Raw genomic sequence first — 14,121 nt, forward strand, 5'->3', positions numbered from 1 at the left:
CGCCAAGCCTTTGTAACCTTACTTCTCTGCTTGCTTGCCGTGCGACAGGCTGTACACGTACGCCGCCAGCAGGTGCACCTTGTCTTCGCTGCCCACGTACTGCAGCTGCGCCGGCATGCTGCCGTTGCGGCCGTAGCGAATGGTCTGCTGCAGTTGAGCGTAGCTGCTGCCGTAGATGAAGGCGCTCGGGTTGGTCAGGTTCGGCGCGCCCATGCTCGGGGTGCCGGTGCCTTCCTTGGTGTGGCAGGCGAAGCAGACGCTCTCGAACACCTGCTTGCCGGCGGCGACGTCGGCGGTGACGCCTTCGGGCAGCTTGCGGCCGGCCAGTTCGGTCAGCACGTAGGCGGCCACGTTGCGTACGCCTTCCTCGCCGATGGTCGGCGCCTGGGCAGGCATCATGCCGTGACGGCCGGCGGTGATGGTCTGCTTGATGTCTTCCGGCGTGCCGCCCCAGCGCCACTCGTTGTCGGTCAGGTTGGGGAAGCCGTAGGCGCCCTTGGCGTCGGAGCCGTGGCAGACCGAGCAGTTGGAGGCGAACAGACGACCGCCCATCTTCAGGGCCTGCTCGTCCTTTGCCACTTCCTCGATCGGCATGCCGGCGTACTTGGCGTAGATCGGCGCGTATTGCTTGTCGGCGCGAACCATCTCGCGTTCCCACTCGTGCACGCCGGTCCAGCCACGCTCGCCGCTGCTGAACGGCTTGCCGTCGCCGGCTTCGTTGTAGCCGGGCAGCAGGCCTTTCCAGTTACCCAGGCCCGGGTAGAGGACCAGGTAGCCGAGGGCGAAGATGATGGTGCCGACGAACAGCATGAACCACCACTTGGGCAGCGGGTTGTCGAACTCCTCGATGCCATCGAAGGAGTGGCCGACGGTGTCCTCGGTGGTGTCGGCGCGCTGACCCTTGCGCACCCCGAAGATCAGCCAGGTGAGCGCGACGATGGTGCCGAGGCTCAGTACGCTGATGTAGATACTCCAGAACGAAGTCATTCTTTATTGCTCCCAGAATCTTGCTCGTCACGCTTCTTGGCTGGGACGTCGTCGGCGAAGGGCAGGTTGGCTGCCTCGTCGAAGCTGCTCTTGCGCTTCTTGCTGTAGGCCCAGAGCACCACGCCGATGAAGGCGATGAAGACCACTGCGGTGCCTATACCGCGAATCATCCCGATATCCATGGCGCGTTACCGTTTGTTCTTGATAGAGGTGCCCAGGCCTTGCAGGAAGGCGACCAGGGCGTCCATCTCGGTCTTGCCCTTGACGGCTTCGCGAGCGCCGGCGATGTCCTCGTCGGTGTACGGCACGCCGAGCGTGCGCAGAGCTTCCATCTTGGCCGCGGTGTCCTTGCCGTCGAGCTTGTTCTCGACGAGCCAGGGGTAGGCCGGCATCTTCGACTCCGGCACCACGTTGCGCGGGTTGTACAGGTGCGCGCGGTGCCAGTCGTCCGAGTAGCGACCGCCGACGCGGGCCAGGTCCGGGCCGGTACGCTTGGAGCCCCACAGGAACGGGTGGTCCCAGACGCTTTCACCGGCGACGGAGTAGTGGCCGTAGCGCTCGGTCTCGGCGCGGAACGGACGGATCATCTGCGAGTGGCAGCCGACGCAGCCTTCCTTGATGTAGATGTCGCGGCCTTCGAGTTCCAGGGCAGTACGCGGCTTCATGCCTTCGACCGGGGTGTTGGTGACGTCCTGGAAGAACAGCGGAACGATCTGGGTCAGACCGCCGATGCTCACGGCGATGACCATGAACAGCGTCAGCAGACCGATGTTCTTTTCGAGAAATTCGTGTTTGCTACCGGCCATCAGTGAGCAACCTCAGCAGGAATCAGGGCGGCGTTCTCGTATTCGGCCTTGTTCGCGGCACGGACGGTACGCCAGGTGTTGTAAGCCATCAGCAGCATGCCGGTGAGGAAGAATGCACCACCGATCATGCGCACCAGGAAGCCCAGGTGGCTGGCCTCGAGCGCCTCGACGAAGGAGTAGGTGAGGGTGCCGTCCTCGTTGACCGCGCGCCACATCAGGCCCTGGGTGATGCCGTTGACCCACATCGAAGCGATGTAGAGCACGGTGCCGATGGTGGCGAGCCAGAAGTGGGCGTTGATCAGGCCGATGCTGTGCATCTGCTCGCGGCCGAACACCTTGGGAATCAGGTGGTAGAGCGAGCCGATGGAGATCATCGCTACCCAGCCGAGGGCGCCGGCGTGCACGTGGCCGATGGTCCAGTCGGTGTAGTGGGAGAGGGCGTTGACGGTCTTGATGGCCATCATCGGGCCTTCGAAGGTGGACATGCCGTAGAAGGCCAGGGATACCACCAGGAAGCGCAGGATCGGGTCGGAACGCAGCTTATGCCAGGCGCCGGAGAGGGTCATCATGCCGTTGATCATGCCGCCCCAGCTCGGTGCCAGCAGGACCAGCGACATCACCATGCCGAGGGACTGGGCCCAGTCCGGCAGGGCGGTGTAGTGCAGGTGGTGCGGACCGGCCCAGATGTACAGGGTGATCAGCGCCCAGAAGTGCACGATGGACAGGCGATAGGAGTAGACCGGACGCTCGGCCTGCTTCGGCACGAAGTAGTACATCATCCCCAGGAAGCCTGCGGTCAGGAAGAAGCCCACGGCGTTGTGGCCGTACCACCACTGGACCATGGCGTCGGTGGCACCGGCGTACAGCGAGTAGGACTTGGTCAGGGTGATCGGCACTTCCAGGTTGTTGACGATGTGCAGGATCGCCACGGTCAGGATGAAGCCGCCGAAGAACCAGTTGCCCACGTAGATGTGCTTGGTCCGGCGCTTCATCAGGGTGCCGAAGAACACCAGCGCGTAGGCGACCCAGACGATGGTGATCAGGATGTCGATCGGCCACTCCAGCTCGGCGTACTCCTTGGAGGAGGTCCAGCCCAGCGGCAGGCTGATGGCGGCCAGCACGATCACCAGCTGCCAGCCCCAGAAGGTGAAGGCGGCGAGCTTGTCGGAGATCAGGCGGGTCTGGCAGGTCCGTTGCAGCGAGTAGTAGCTGGTGGCGAACAGCGCGCAGCCGCCGAACGCGAAGATCACCGCATTGGTGTGCAGCGGGCGCAGACGGCCGAAGCTGGTCCACGGCAGGTTGAAGTTCAGTTCAGGCCAGGCCAGCTGGGCGGCGATGAACACGCCGAGCCCCATCCCGACTATGCCCCAAACCACCGTCATAATGGCGAACTGGCGGACAACCTTATAGTTGTATGCCGCAGTGCTGGTTGTGTTCATGTGTTGGGCTTCCATCCACGGTTTGTGAAAAGCAGGGCAAGCATGGGTAATGGCACGATGATGGTTATTGACGGGGATCAATGCCGCGCGCGGGGATGGCTGTGGAACGGGGCGGACACGATGTCGCAGGGGGTGCTGATCCTCGCCCACGGCGCCGGCGCGCCGATGGACAGCCCGTTCATGCAGCGCATGGCCGAGCTGCTGGCGGAGCGTGGAGTGGGCGTGCTGCGCTTCGAGTTTCCCTACATGGCGGAGCGGCGCCGCAGCGGCGGCAAGCGCCCGCCGAACCCGCAGGCGCAGCTGCTGGAATGCTGGCGCGAGGTCTATCGGCTGGTGCGCGAACAGGTGTCAGGGCCGCTGGCCGTGGGCGGCAAGTCCATGGGCGGGCGCATGGCCAGCCTGCTGGCGGACGAATTGCAGGCCGATGCGCTGGTCTGCCTGGGTTACCCCTTCCATGCCGCGGGCAAGCCGGAGAAGCCGCGGGTGGCGCACCTGGCGGAGATGCGCACGCCCACGCTGATCGTCCAGGGCGAGCGCGATGCGCTGGGTAGTCGGGAGAGAGTGGAGGGCTACAGCCTTTCGCCGAGCATCGAGATGCTGTGGCTGGAGGCCGCCGACCACGACCTGAAACCGCTCAAGGCGTCAGGCTTCAGCCACGAACAGCACCTGCAGCGCGCGGCGCAGGCCGTGGCGGACTTTTTACTCACGGGAACGGTGGGCGGGAGGGGCAGCCGCTAGGGCGTCCTCTCCGCGGCACCGGCCTCGCGGCTCTGGGCCAGCTGTTCGGCGGCTTCCAGGCGCAGCATCTCGCGTTCGTCGAAACGCTCCTTCGCCATCCGCTCGATGCTGGCCTGCTTGTCCTCGGCGGAGAGACCGCTGCTTTCGATGCGTGCCTTCTCGCGCCGGTAGTCGCCGAGGCGGCGCTGCCATTGCTCGCGGGTCTGGTCCAGGGCTTCGAGCCGGGCGGTGGCTTCGGCGCCGACCAGCTGCATACGCAGCTGCTGGATCTGCGCGGCGCTGGCGCCCTGGGCCTGCAGGGCGGCGGTCTGCTGGCGCAGTTCGGCCTGTAGCTGCGGCACCACCATGTCCTGCATCTCCTCGGGCAGGCTGGCGCGCAGGCTGTCCAGCGCCTCGGCCTTCTGCCGGTCGTCCAGCGACTGGTCGTGGCGGATCGCCAGGCGTTGCAGGGTGAACTGGTTGTAGGCCTCCTCCTGGGCGAAGAAGGCCTGGTGCGCCTCGGCGCTGAAGATGCTGGCGCGCAGGTTCTGCACCGCCTGCTCGCGCTGGCGCAGGGCGTCCAGGCTGGCCATCTGCGGCAGGTCCTTCTCCAGCTGGATCAGCTGGCGCTTGTAGTCCAGGTACTGGTCGAGCAGGGCCAGGGCCTGGCTCAGCGCCGGCTCCTCGAGCTGGCTGCGCACGTAGGCGCGCAGGCGCTCGACGCTGGTGGTGATGGTCTCCTCCTCGCCATAGGCGCTGAGGAAGTAATCGAAGATGCGCCGGATATCCATGGTGATCAGCAGGTTGCCAGCCTCGTCGAGGCGGAACTGCCCATCCACCTGGGTGCCGGCGAACGAGCGCGGCAGTGGCGTGATGCCGGCCGTCAGGGACGGGGGCTGGTGCGTACTTTGTTCCGGTTGCGGCAGTGTCATGGGCACGGGCGCGCCGGCGGGGGGCTGCGGTGCCGGAGCCGACTGGTCATCGGGTTCGAGCGGATTCAGGTGGAGCGTGACGGCGATACCGACCCCGATCACCAGGGGCGCGGCCAATAGCAGGAGCTTGTTCACGGCGAGACTCGGCAGGGAGGGGACATCGGGGCCTCGTGGGCCCCGATCCTGGGCTCAGAGGCCGGCCAGCTTGAGGCGGTTGGCCTGCTGGCGATAAACGGTGACCGGATCGGTCTCGAACAGGCTGGTCAGGCCGAAGGTCTGGTTGACCTCGTCCAGGTGGTTCATCCGGTAGTTGTCGCGGATCACCATGCCCAGGTGCGAGCTGCAGCGGCCGACCAGGCCGTCGTTGGGCTCGTTGAAGGTCAGCGAGCTGGCGCCCAGCATCAGGTCGCTGATGTCCAGGAAGTTGGTCAGCGGGCTGGTGCCGCTCCAGGAGTAGTAGCTGACGCCGTTGACCTTGTAGGCGCCCTCGCCGCAGGCGCTGGTCGGGATGCCCTGCGGGAACTTGGCGTTGAACACCGCGGCGCCCTGGCTGTTCAGCGACTCGAGGGAGCCGAGGGAGTTCTGCGGCGCATTGCTCGGGCTGCCGGAGAGGAAGTTGATCAGCGCGCCCAGGCCGTTGACGATACCGGCCAGCATGGCTTCGCCAGCGGAACCCGGCGGGACCTTGCGCAGGAAGTCGGCGGTGGCCGAACCCTTGTGCGGCGCGCCGACGCTGGTGACCGAGGCGACCAGATCGGGGCGGATGGCGGCGACGTAGCGCACGGTGGGGCCGCCGTGGCTGTGGCCGATCAGGTTGACCTTGCCCTTGCCGCTGATGGCGGCGATTTCTTCCACCTGATCCAGCAGTTCCTCACCGCGCAGCTCGGAAGTGTTCAGCTGGCTGACTTCGGTGATGTAGACGCTGGCTCCGTCCGAGCGCAGGGAGGAGGGGATGCCGTACCAGTAGTCGACCCCGAGGATGCTGTCGAAACCCAGCATGCCGTGGGTCAGGACGATCGGGTACTTGGTCTTGGTGTAGCCGCTGGGGCCGAACAGGCCGGCGTCGGCATAGCCGGACAGCAGCAGGGTGGTTCCGGCGCAGAGGGCGAGCAGGGTCTTCTTATTATTCATCGGTTGCTCTCGAACGGTGGTTGGGCGGTGGTTCCGTCCTTGTGTCAGCCACCCGTTTCCCTCCTGGAAGCGGTACTTCAGCAGTGCGAGAGGGGCATGATCTGTGCCAGATCGCGACAAATTTAGAACGAAGGCTCTAAACGGGCGTTTGCGATGCAGGCCCCGTAATCCGAGGGCTCCTGCCGGTAATGAGGATTGTTACCGAGGGAAACAGGCCAGCCCCCTCCCTGGGAGGGTGACAGCTACCTGTGGCTCTGTTCGAGCGCTACCGGCTCAGCCCAGCGGCCACCGGGAGAGGGGGATATAGCGGCCCTGCTCGGACTGGTAGAGCACCATTTCCTCGACCCGCCAGGCGAAGGTCGGAGGGGCCTGCCGTTCGGCCAGGCGACTGTCGCGCGCCAGGGTCAGGTGGGGGCGGTAGGCGCGCCGCTCCGTCGGCAGGCCCGCCTCGTTGAGCAGGTCGTCGAGGCCGCTGGCCAAAGCCAGCAGTTGCTCGGGAGTCTGGCCAGGAGCCAGGTGCAGCAGCCCGCCCTGCCAGCAGTCGAGGCGGTCCAGGCGCAGGTCGAAGGCCAGCTTCGCCAGCGGCAGCCGTGGTGGCAACTGGCGGAGCAGTTCGAGCCGGCTCTCCGGCAGGTGGCCGAGAAAGGCCAGCGTCAGGTGGAAGTTGGCGGCGGGCACGGGCCGGCCGGCGAAATGGCAGCCGTCGCGCCAGGCGGCGATCCGCTCGGCGATCTCGGTGGGACAGGGCAGGGCGAAGAACAGTCGCATGGGCTTACCTTGACAGCGTTGGGCGGCGTTTTTAGCATCGCACCCCATGGCGCCGATTTAAGAGCAACTTGCGGGGCGCCGCCCGGTCGGGCGAATACCGCTAAAGCGCTGGCCGGTGTCGCCTCCCACCGCAGCCCGGCGGGAATCCGAGGCTGAGACTGCATCCATGAGTTGTCCGCGCACCCACCTGCATTTTTCCCCCCTGCCGCACGCCGCGGTCAATCGCCACCCGCATGTCCTGCTGGTCGGCAGCCATCAGCCGCGTTTGCTCAAGAGCCTGGAAGGCTGGCCCAAGCATTGGCCGGGCTCGCGCAATTTCCTCGTCCGCTTCGCCGGCGCCCAGGTTCAGGACCTCACGCGGCTGCCGGCGGACGCCTTCGACCTGGTGGTGGTCGGCGCCGAGGCGCGCCCGCTGGAGGGCGAGTTGATCGGCCAGTTGGTGCGGGTGGCCCGCCAGGGCCTGATCAGCCTGCGCTGAACCCCGGGTAGTCGATGGCGGTGATGTAGAAGGTCTGCTCGCCGCTCGGCGTCTGCACCCGTACCTCGGCGTCCAGCGCCTTGCCCACCAGGGCGCGCGCCAGCGGCGAATCGATGCTGATCAGGCCCCGCTTGAGGTCCAGCTCGTCGGGGCCGACGATGCGGTAGCGCGACTCGGCGCCATCGTCGTCTTCCAGCGTCACCCAGGCGCCGAAGTAGACCTTGTTCGGATCGGCCGGGCGGCTGTCCACCACCTTCAGGTTCTCCAGGCGCTTGGTCAGGAAGCGCACGCGGCCGTCAATCTCGCGCAGCATCTTCTTGCCATAGATGTACTCGGCGTTCTCCGAGCGGTCGCCGAGGGCGGCCGCCTCGCTGACCGCCTGGGTCACCTGGGGGCGGCGCACGTGCCAGAGTTCGTGCAGCTCGGCGCGTAGGCGCGCCTCGCCTTCGGGGGTGATCAGCGGAGTGCCGGCGGTGCGGGGTGGACGATAACGGCTCATGGTGCTCGCGAAGTCTCGGGGTCGGGCGATTCTATCTCAGACTTCGCGCAGCACCGTCAGCGGCGAGGCATTCAGCGCACGCCGCGTGCCCCAGACGCCGGCCGTCCCCACCAGCAGCGCGCCGATCAGCGGCAGCAGCAGGAGCCAGGGATGCGGCTGCCACTGCAGGTCGAGGGCGTAGCGGTACAGCAGGAAGCTCACCAGCTCGCAGCCGAGCGCCGCCAGCAGGCCACTGGCCGCGCCGAGCAGGCCGAACTCGGCGCGGCGCGCGCTCATCAGCAACCGCCGCTCGGCGCCGAGCGCACGCAGTAGCGCACCCTGGCGCAGGCGCTCGTCGAGCGTCGCCTGCAGGCCGGCGAACAGCACCGTGAGGCCGGCGGCGAGGACGAACAGCAGCACGTACTCCACCGCCAGGCTGACCTGGGCCATGATGCTGCGCAGCTGCTCCAGCAGCGCCTCGACCTGCAGCAGGGTGACGGCGGGGAATTCCCGCGCCAGCGCCACCAGCTGCTTCTCGCTCTGCGGCGGCAGGTAGAAGCTGGTCAGGTAGGTGGCCGGCAGGTCCTGCAGGGTGCCGGGCTCGAAGACCATGTAGAAGTTGGGCTGGAAGCTGTCCCACTCGACTTCGCGCAGGCTGGCGACCCGCGCCTGCTTCTCCAGGCCGCCGACGTTGAAGGTGAGGGCGTCGCCGAGCTTGAGCCCCAGGCTCTCGGCCAGCTTGGACTCCACCGAGACGCCGGGCATGTCACCCTCCGGCCCGGGTTGCCACCATTGTCCTTCCACCACCTTGTTGCCTTCCGGCAGCTCGGCAGCCCAGGTCAGGCTGAGGTCGCGGCGGACGGCCCGTTCGCCCTGGCTGTCCTTGCTCACATGGCTGCGCACCGGCTCGCCGTTGATCTGGGTCAGGCGCCCGGCGACGATCGGGTAGAGCGGCATCGGATGAGGCGACAGCTGCTGCAGGCGGGCGGCGAAGGCGTCGCGCTCGGCGGGTAGCACGTTGAGGGCGAAATGGTTGGGCGCCTGTTCAGGCAACTGCTCCTGCCAGGTGTCGAGCAGCTCGCCGCGCAGCAGCGCAATCAGCGCCATGGCTAGCAGGATCAGGCCGAAGGCCAGCGATTGGCCGGCGGCGGCGAGTGGGTGGCGCAGCAACTGGCCGAGGCCCAGGCGCCAGGGCAGGGAGGCGCGGGCCAGCAGGCGGCGCAGGGCGTTCAGGCCCAGCAGCAGCGCGCCGCCGAGCAGCAGGGCGGCGAGCAGGCCGCCGCCGAGCAGGCCGAGGGTCAGCTTCAGGTCCAGACTCAGGCGCCACATAATCAGGCCCAGCGCCAGCAGCGCGGCGCCATACACCAGCCAGGAACTGGGCGGCACCGGCAGCAGGTCGCGGCGCAGCACCCGCAGCGGCGGCACCCGGCCGAGGGCGGCCAGCGGCGGCAGGGCGAAGCCTGCCAGGGCCACCAGGCCGGTGGCGATGCCGGCGAGGGCCGGCAGCAACCCGCCCGGCGGAACGCCCGACGGCAACAACCCTTGCAGCAGCTTGAACAGGATCAACTGGCCGCCCCAGCCGAGCAGGGCGCCGGCCAGGCTGGCGAACAGACCGAGCATGGCCAGCTGCAGGCCGAACAGGGCCAGCGCCTCGCGGCGCGACAGGCCCAGGCAGCGCAGCAGCGCGCTGGCGTCGAAGCGGCGGGCGGCGAAGCGCGCCGCCGACAGGGCGACGGCGACACCGGCCAGCAGCACGGCGGCCAGGCTCGCCAGGTTCAGGTAGCGCTCGGCACGGCCAAGGGCGCCGCCGATCTGGCGGTTGCCGTCGCGGGCATCTTCCAGTCGCTGGCTCGGCTCCAGGCCGCTCTTCACCTCGGCGCGGTAGCTGGCCAGCGCCGTGCTTTCCCCTCGCCACAGCTCGCGGTAGCGTACCCGGCTGCCTGGCTGGACCACGCCGGTGGAGGCCAGGTCGTCCAGATGCATCAGGACGCGGGGCGTGAGGCTGTAGAAGTCGCCGGCGCGATCTGGCTCGTGGGTCAGCACACGGGTCAGGCGCAGCTGCCGGTTGCCGACCTCGATGTCCTGGCCGATTTTCAGGTCGAGCGCGGCAAACAGCCGTGCCTCCGCCCAGGCCTCGCCCGGGGCGGGGCCGCCGCCGGTCTCTTCGGCGCCGTAGGGTTCGGCGGCGCTCTTCAGCTCGCCACGCAGCGGATAGCCGGCGCTGGCGGCCTTGACGCTGGACAGCTGGATGCCCTGCTCGCCGGCGATCACGCTGGTGAACTCCACCACCTGGGCATGTTCCAGGCCCAGCCGGCGGCCCGCTTCTATCTGTTGCGGCGTCGCCGGTGCGCTGCCGCCCAGCACCAGGTCGGCGCCGAGGAATTCCGTGGCGCGCAGCATCATCGCGCCGTTCAGGCGCGCGCCGAAGTAGCCGATGGCGGTGCTGGCGGCCACCGCGACCAGCAGGGCGAAGAACAGTACGCGCAACTCGCCGGCGCGGGCGTCGCGCAGCAGCTGGCGCCAGGCGAGGACGAACAGGCGGGCGAGCATCAGGGTTCCACGCTGTCGACCAGATGCCCGGCTTCCAGGCGGATCAGGCGGCGGCAGCGGTGTGCCAGACGCTCGTCGTGGGTCACCAGGACCAGGGTGGTGCCCCGTTCCTGGTTCAGCTCGAACAGCAGGTCGCTGATGCGCTCGCCGGTGTGGCTGTCCAGGTTGCCCGTGGGCTCGTCGGCGAACAGGATCGCCGGCTCGGCGGCGAAGGCCCGGGCGATGGCGACGCGCTGCTGCTCGCCGCCGGAGAGCTGGCGCGGGTAGTGGGTGAAGCGCTGGCCGAGGCCGACGCGCTCCAGCAGGGTGGCGGCGCGCTGGCGGGCGTCGCTGCGGCCTTCCAGTTCCAGCGGCAGCATGACGTTCTCCAGGGCGTTGAGGTTGTCCAGCAGCTGGAAGGACTGGAACACGAAGCCCACGTGCTCGGCGCGGACCCGCGCGCGGCGGTCCTCGTCCAGCGATTGCAGGGCGTTGCCGGCCAGTTCGACTTCTCCGGTGCTGGGCAGGTCGAGTCCGGCCAGCAGGCCGAGGAGGGTGGATTTGCCCGAGCCGGAGCTGCCGACGATGGCCAGGCTGTCGCCGCGGGCGAGGTCGAGGGAGAGATCGTGGAGGATGACCAGATCGCCTTCCGTGCTGGGAACCACTTTGCTAAGGTGCCGCGCAGTGAGAATGCTTGCGCTCATGGAGAGTCCGATGCGTGCATTGTGGATGAGCGGTGCGCTGAGCCTGCTGCTGTGGGCGCAGGGCGCCCTGGCCGGCACCGTGCTGGTGGTCGGCGATAGTATCAGCGCCGCTTTGGGCCTGGATACCCGCCAGGGCTGGGTCTCCCTGCTGCAGGAACGGCTGCGGGAGGGTGGTTTCGAGCACCAGGTGGTGAATGCCTCGATCAGCGGCGACACCACCTCGGGCGGCCTGGCGCGGCTGCCGGCGCTGCTTTCGCAGCATCGGCCGCAGCTGGTGATCATCGAGCTGGGCGGCAACGACGGCCTGCGCGGGCAGCCCGCCGCGCAATTGCAACAGAATCTTGCCCGCATGGTGGATCTGTCCAAGGAGGCCGGTGCCGGTGTGCTGCTGCTCGGCATGCGCCTGCCGCCCAATTACGGCCAGCGCTACACGGAAGCCTTCGCCCGCACCTTCGCGGACGTGGCGCAGGACAAGCAGGTGCCCCTGGTGCCCTTTCTGCTCGAGGGTGTCGGTGGCGTGCCCGGCATGATGCAGGCCGACGGCATCCATCCCGCCGTGGCGGCGCAGGGCAAGCTGCTGGACAACGTCTGGCCGACCCTGAAACCGCTGCTCTGAGCCTTCCCCGGCTGCGGGCTTTCGGCTATCTTGGCGGCCCGCCTCGGAGCCCCGAATGCCGCGTCCCGCCTGGTCCCTGTACGCCTACCAACTGATCGTGCCCGACGAACAGCTCGACCTGTTCGCCTGCCGCGAGGCGAAGGTGCATCTGGTGGCGCGGCAACTGGAACTGGGCGGCTTCGCCGATCGCACATTGTGTGGCGGTTTGTTACCGGCGTTGCCCGTGATGCGTGCGGTGGACAAGGCCGGCCTGCGCGACAGGCGCCTGTGCCCGGCCTGTCGCGAGGTGCTGGATGCCGAGCGTCGTGGCGAGCGGCTGCCCTGGTCCGGCGCCTGATGTCTCTCCCGGACACCCCGCCGCCCATGTACAATTCCGACTTTCTCCATCAGCCATTTACCCCAAGGATCAACGGATGTTGTCGCTCGCCCGCTCGCTGAGCCTCGCCAGCCTGGCCGTCGTCGGCCCCGCCGCCGCGCTCGAGTTGCCCCTGCCGCCCCCGGGCGAAGATATCGTCGGCCAGGTCCAGGTGATCAAGGCCCGCTACGAGGACACCTTCGCCGACATCGCCACGGCGAGCGACCTGGGCTATCTGGAGATGGTGGCGGCCAACCCGGGCGTCGACCCGTGGCTGCCGGGCGAGGGCAGCGAGATCATCCTGCCGACCCGCTACATCCTGCCGCCGGGCCCGCGCGAAGGTATCGTGATCAACCTGGCCGAGTACCGCATGTACTACTTCCCCAAGGGGCAGGACGTGGTGCACACCTTCCCGCTGGGCATCGGCCGCGAGGGCTGGGGCTCGCCGATCGCCCACACCACCATCACCGCGAAGACGCCGAACCCGGGCTGGACACCGCCGGCGTCTATCCGCGCCGAGCATGCCGCCGATGGCGATCCGCTGCCGGCCTACGTGCCGCCGGGCCCGGACAATCCGCTGGGGCCGTTCAAGTTCACCCTGGGTACGCCCGGCTACCTCATCCATGGCTCGAACAAGAAGTTCGGCATCGGCATGCGCGTCAGCCACGGCTGTTTCCGCATGCTCAACAACAACGTGCTGGAACTCGCCAGGATGGCGCCGGTTGGAACTTCGGTGCGCATCATCAACGAGCCCTACAAGTTCGGTGTCAGTGGCGGCAAGGTCTATCTCGAGGCCCATGCGCCGCTGACCGACGAGGGCGAGCCGTCCGTGGTCGACAAGCACACGGCGGTGATCAACGCGCTGCTGAAGAACGAGGCCATGGGCGGCAGCATGCGTCTGGACTGGGACATGGTGCGCGAAGTGGTGGCTTCCGAGGACGGCATTCCGATCGAGATCGCCATTCCCGACCAGGCCGTCGCCACTCATGAAGAGGCACCGGCCTTCTAGTCCTTCCTATTTAAGAAGAGCCTGGCGGTGAAGTAACGACAGGTTCCTCTTTCCGAAGGGCGGGCAATAAAAAAGCCGATCCGGGTAACCGGATCGGCTTTTTCAAAGCCTTGGCAAGAATTACTTGCGGCTGGCTTTTTCCAGCATGCGCAGAGCGCGCTCGTTGGCTTCGTCAGCGGTCTGCTGAGCCTTCTGAGCAGCGGCCAGAGCTTCGTCGGCTTTGCGGTAGGCTTCGTCAGCACGAGCCTGGGCGCGAGCGGCGGCGTCTTCGGTAGCGGTCAGACGGGCTTCGGTTTCTTTGGATACGCTGCTGCAACCAGTTGCCAGAACGGCGGCCAGGGCCAGAGCAGAGAATTTCAGAACGTTGTTCATCGTGTTCCCCTTAAGGTGGACTTTCCATGAAAAGCAATTCCCCGAGCTTGGGAAATTAGCCGAGCCACATACTACCCGTTACTCTGGGCAAGTAAAATGAGCGGCAATAGGGTAGAGCAAAAAAATTTCATAACGGTTCAAGCTTTTTTGTTTAAAAAACATACAGTTCGCTTGGCTGCTAGGAAAGCCCCGACACTCTTACTGTCTGTCTCTAGTTCTTCGCTTGTATTGGCCGGGGCATCTTGGCGCAACTTCGATACCGGCCCACTGTCGTAATTTTCCCGTTCGCAACTGCGTTGTAGTGTCGGCGTTGCTGTTTCCCGTCCAAGTGTTCGGCCTCGAAGCTGCCCGGCGGGACCTGTCCACTGCCTTTGGCAGCGGCTACAGTAGAGTGCGTATGTCCATGGTGGATGAAGTCCTTGGCAAGGTTCGCAGCGTCGGCCCGGGTGTTTCTTCATCTGCAGAATATCGATTAAGGTAGGGATCGTTGCGAGGTCCCACTGAGGAGTTGAAATGAGCGAAGGGCTGTCCATCCACCATGACCAGGCGGGTCATCAGTTCGAGGCCGTGATCGACGGTCACCGCGCCTATCTGGCCTATATGGATTTGGGCAAGCAGACGCTCGACATCTATCGCACCTTCGTACCGAACGCGCTGCGTGGGCGCGGCATTGCCGCAGCGCTGACCGAGCAGGCGCTGGTCTATGCGGAGTCGATGGGCTACACGGTGATTCCGTCCTGCTCCTATGTGGAGCGCTACCTGGAGCGTCGTCAGCGGCAGCGCTTGAAGCACTGAATGGA

The 14,121-nt window shown here is 66.9% G+C and carries 17 protein-coding genes; 6 read left to right on the forward strand and 11 right to left on the reverse strand.

Features of this window, described 5'->3' with window-relative positions:
- Positions 1–18: 18 nt before the first annotated feature.
- The 4 genes from ccoP to ccoN are packed head-to-tail and all read right to left on the reverse strand — an operon-like array spanning position 19 to position 3,232.
- Positions 19–987 carry a cytochrome-c oxidase, cbb3-type subunit III gene (ccoP, locus tag N7640_RS09685; RefSeq protein WP_220813352.1) on the reverse strand — a complete coding sequence of 323 codons (969 nt, stop codon included), beginning with the start codon at positions 985–987 and terminating at the stop codon, positions 19–21.
- Entirely contained in the window at positions 984–1,169 is a 186-nt protein-coding gene (locus tag N7640_RS09690; RefSeq protein WP_220813351.1) for a cbb3-type cytochrome c oxidase subunit 3, read from the reverse strand. The genes ccoP and N7640_RS09690 overlap by 4 nt, the downstream gene beginning before the upstream one ends.
- A 6-nt stretch (positions 1,170–1,175) precedes the next feature.
- Entirely contained in the window at positions 1,176–1,793 is a 618-nt protein-coding gene (ccoO, locus tag N7640_RS09695) for a cytochrome-c oxidase, cbb3-type subunit II (protein ID WP_220813350.1), read from the reverse strand.
- On the reverse strand, positions 1,793–3,232 hold the full coding sequence (ccoN, locus tag N7640_RS09700; RefSeq protein WP_279902216.1) for a cytochrome-c oxidase, cbb3-type subunit I: 1,440 nt from the start codon (positions 3,230–3,232) through the stop codon (positions 1,793–1,795). The genes ccoO and ccoN overlap by 1 nt, the downstream gene beginning before the upstream one ends.
- Positions 3,233–3,274: 42 nt before the next feature.
- On the opposite strand from ccoN, the gene N7640_RS09705 reads away from it, so the two are divergent.
- The gene (locus N7640_RS09705; protein WP_279902215.1) at positions 3,275–3,970 is read left to right on the forward strand and encodes an alpha/beta family hydrolase; all 696 of its coding nucleotides are present in this window, start codon (positions 3,275–3,277) and stop codon (positions 3,968–3,970) included.
- On the opposite strand, the gene N7640_RS09710 is transcribed toward N7640_RS09705, so the two are convergent.
- The 3 genes from N7640_RS09710 to thpR form a co-directional block, all read right to left on the reverse strand.
- Complete coding sequence (locus N7640_RS09710; protein ID WP_279902214.1) at positions 3,967–5,016, reverse strand: lipase secretion chaperone; 1,050 nt, start codon at positions 5,014–5,016, stop codon at positions 3,967–3,969. The genes N7640_RS09705 and N7640_RS09710 overlap by 4 nt on opposite strands.
- Before the next feature lie 54 nt (positions 5,017–5,070).
- Positions 5,071–6,012, reverse strand: coding sequence for a triacylglycerol lipase (locus N7640_RS09715; protein ID WP_220813343.1), 942 nt, complete (start codon positions 6,010–6,012; stop codon positions 5,071–5,073).
- A 273-nt stretch (positions 6,013–6,285) separates the two neighbouring features.
- Positions 6,286–6,780 (reverse strand): RNA 2',3'-cyclic phosphodiesterase, encoded by a 495-nt coding sequence (thpR, locus tag N7640_RS09720; RefSeq protein ID WP_279902213.1) that lies wholly within the window; start codon positions 6,778–6,780, stop codon positions 6,286–6,288.
- Between the two features lie 166 nt (positions 6,781–6,946).
- Between thpR and N7640_RS09725 the strand changes: the two genes are divergently transcribed.
- The gene (locus N7640_RS09725; RefSeq protein ID WP_279902212.1) at positions 6,947–7,258 is read left to right on the forward strand and encodes a class I SAM-dependent methyltransferase; all 312 of its coding nucleotides are present in this window, start codon (positions 6,947–6,949) and stop codon (positions 7,256–7,258) included.
- Here the strand turns inward: N7640_RS09725 and greB are convergent.
- The 3 genes from greB to N7640_RS09740 are packed head-to-tail and all read right to left on the reverse strand — an operon-like array spanning position 7,245 to position 10,969.
- Complete coding sequence (gene greB, locus N7640_RS09730; protein WP_279902211.1) at positions 7,245–7,757, reverse strand: transcription elongation factor GreB; 513 nt, start codon at positions 7,755–7,757, stop codon at positions 7,245–7,247. The two genes, N7640_RS09725 and greB, sit on opposite strands and share 14 nt — an antisense overlap.
- A gap of 36 nt (positions 7,758–7,793) precedes the next feature.
- Positions 7,794–10,286 (reverse strand): FtsX-like permease family protein, encoded by a 2,493-nt coding sequence (locus N7640_RS09735; RefSeq protein WP_279902210.1) that lies wholly within the window; start codon positions 10,284–10,286, stop codon positions 7,794–7,796.
- Complete coding sequence (locus tag N7640_RS09740; protein WP_279902209.1) at positions 10,286–10,969, reverse strand: ABC transporter ATP-binding protein; 684 nt, start codon at positions 10,967–10,969, stop codon at positions 10,286–10,288. The genes N7640_RS09735 and N7640_RS09740 overlap by 1 nt, the downstream gene beginning before the upstream one ends.
- A gap of 10 nt (positions 10,970–10,979) precedes the next feature.
- On the opposite strand from N7640_RS09740, the gene N7640_RS09745 reads away from it, so the two are divergent.
- The 3 genes from N7640_RS09745 (at position 10,980) to N7640_RS09755 (ending at position 12,949) form a co-directional block, all read left to right on the forward strand.
- Complete coding sequence (locus N7640_RS09745; protein WP_279902208.1) at positions 10,980–11,585, forward strand: arylesterase; 606 nt, start codon at positions 10,980–10,982, stop codon at positions 11,583–11,585.
- A 55-nt stretch (positions 11,586–11,640) separates the two neighbouring features.
- Positions 11,641–11,922 (forward strand): hypothetical protein, encoded by a 282-nt coding sequence (locus tag N7640_RS09750; RefSeq protein WP_220813336.1) that lies wholly within the window; start codon positions 11,641–11,643, stop codon positions 11,920–11,922.
- Positions 11,923–11,998: 76 nt separating this feature from the next.
- Positions 11,999–12,949 (forward strand): L,D-transpeptidase family protein, encoded by a 951-nt coding sequence (locus N7640_RS09755; protein WP_279902207.1) that lies wholly within the window; start codon positions 11,999–12,001, stop codon positions 12,947–12,949.
- A 120-nt stretch (positions 12,950–13,069) separates the two neighbouring features.
- Here N7640_RS09755 and oprI read toward each other — a convergent pair whose 3' ends face one another.
- Positions 13,070–13,321 carry an outer membrane lipoprotei OprI gene (oprI, locus tag N7640_RS09760; RefSeq protein WP_003448337.1) on the reverse strand — a complete coding sequence of 84 codons (252 nt, stop codon included), beginning with the start codon at positions 13,319–13,321 and terminating at the stop codon, positions 13,070–13,072.
- 513 nt (positions 13,322–13,834) lie between these two features.
- Between oprI and N7640_RS09765 the strand changes: the two genes are divergently transcribed.
- Positions 13,835–14,116 carry a GNAT family N-acetyltransferase gene (locus tag N7640_RS09765; RefSeq protein ID WP_220813334.1) on the forward strand — a complete coding sequence of 94 codons (282 nt, stop codon included), beginning with the start codon at positions 13,835–13,837 and terminating at the stop codon, positions 14,114–14,116.
- Positions 14,117–14,121 lie beyond the last annotated feature (5 nt).

Source organism: Pseudomonas sp. GD04015, assembly GCF_029837675.1.
In the GTDB taxonomy this organism is placed as follows: Bacteria; Pseudomonadota; Gammaproteobacteria; order Pseudomonadales; family Pseudomonadaceae; genus Aquipseudomonas; species Aquipseudomonas paralcaligenes.

What these genes read in the sequence shown, in the direction of transcription:
- ccoP (WP_220813352.1), bottom strand. Translation starts at nt 987, where the DNA reads ATGACTTCGTTCTGGAGTATCTACATCAGCGTACTGAGCCTCGGCACC.
- greB (WP_279902211.1), bottom strand. Translation starts at nt 7,757, where the DNA reads ATGAGCCGTTATCGTCCACCCCGCACCGCCGGCACTCCGCTGATCACC.
- N7640_RS09715 (WP_220813343.1), bottom strand. Translation starts at nt 6,012, where the DNA reads ATGAATAATAAGAAGACCCTGCTCGCCCTCTGCGCCGGAACCACCCTG.
- ccoN (WP_279902216.1), bottom strand. Translation starts at nt 3,232, where the DNA reads ATGAACACAACCAGCACTGCGGCATACAACTATAAGGTTGTCCGCCAG.
- oprI (WP_003448337.1), bottom strand. Translation starts at nt 13,321, where the DNA reads ATGAACAACGTTCTGAAATTCTCTGCTCTGGCCCTGGCCGCCGTTCTG.
- ccoO (WP_220813350.1), bottom strand. Translation starts at nt 1,793, where the DNA reads ATGGCCGGTAGCAAACACGAATTTCTCGAAAAGAACATCGGTCTGCTG.
- thpR (WP_279902213.1), bottom strand. Translation starts at nt 6,780, where the DNA reads ATGCGACTGTTCTTCGCCCTGCCCTGTCCCACCGAGATCGCCGAGCGG.
- N7640_RS09735 (WP_279902210.1), bottom strand. Translation starts at nt 10,286, where the DNA reads ATGCTCGCCCGCCTGTTCGTCCTCGCCTGGCGCCAGCTGCTGCGCGAC.
- N7640_RS09725 (WP_279902212.1), top strand. Translation starts at nt 6,947, where the DNA reads ATGAGTTGTCCGCGCACCCACCTGCATTTTTCCCCCCTGCCGCACGCC.
- N7640_RS09745 (WP_279902208.1), top strand. Translation starts at nt 10,980, where the DNA reads ATGCGTGCATTGTGGATGAGCGGTGCGCTGAGCCTGCTGCTGTGGGCG.
- N7640_RS09690 (WP_220813351.1), bottom strand. Translation starts at nt 1,169, where the DNA reads ATGGATATCGGGATGATTCGCGGTATAGGCACCGCAGTGGTCTTCATC.
- N7640_RS09740 (WP_279902209.1), bottom strand. Translation starts at nt 10,969, where the DNA reads ATGAGCGCAAGCATTCTCACTGCGCGGCACCTTAGCAAAGTGGTTCCC.
- N7640_RS09705 (WP_279902215.1), top strand. Translation starts at nt 3,275, where the DNA reads ATGGGTAATGGCACGATGATGGTTATTGACGGGGATCAATGCCGCGCG.
- N7640_RS09765 (WP_220813334.1), top strand. Translation starts at nt 13,835, where the DNA reads ATGAGCGAAGGGCTGTCCATCCACCATGACCAGGCGGGTCATCAGTTC.
- N7640_RS09755 (WP_279902207.1), top strand. Translation starts at nt 11,999, where the DNA reads ATGTTGTCGCTCGCCCGCTCGCTGAGCCTCGCCAGCCTGGCCGTCGTC.
- N7640_RS09750 (WP_220813336.1), top strand. Translation starts at nt 11,641, where the DNA reads ATGCCGCGTCCCGCCTGGTCCCTGTACGCCTACCAACTGATCGTGCCC.